1 protein-coding gene is annotated in these 378 nt (G+C 48.7%); it reads left to right on the top strand.

What is annotated here, in order from left to right; translation table 11 throughout:
* Positions 1-76: 76 nt before the first annotated feature.
* Positions 77-378 (top strand): DUF1552 domain-containing protein (locus ACP45E_RS01400; RefSeq protein ID WP_241824236.1); only part of this gene is annotated, 302 nt, incomplete at its 3' end.

The following is a 378-nucleotide window of genomic DNA, read 5'->3' as shown; positions in this document are numbered from 1 at the left end:
CTGAACAGCTCTTCCGATCTTTTATGGCTCACAGGAAGGAAATCAAGACCCAGTCGAACAACGTAAGCTTGCGTTATTGAGCAGTTACTTAGAAGACGTGGCTCATTTAAGCGACAACCTAGGAGGGCTTGAACAACGTAAGCTAGATACCTACAGCCAGGCGACAACACAAACCAAGCAAGAGTTAGAAAACGCCCTAACGGACACAGGGCAATGCTCGACCAGTTTGTACATGAGTGACAGTTATGGCCGAGACAAAACCGCAGATTTGCAGGTTGCCAACGCAGCCATGGCGTTATCGTGTGGTAAAACCAATATCGTGTCGTTGCAGCTGGGCACATCGAACGATTCCAAGGTCGTGGAAACCGTCAGTACTAC

It is taken from the genome of Vibrio genomosp. F10 str. 9ZD137, from assembly GCF_049974785.1.
In the GTDB taxonomy this organism is placed as follows: domain Bacteria; phylum Pseudomonadota; class Gammaproteobacteria; order Enterobacterales; family Vibrionaceae; genus Vibrio.
Note: the sequence above shows the minus strand (reverse complement) of the source record. Positions and strands in the feature narration are given on the sequence as shown.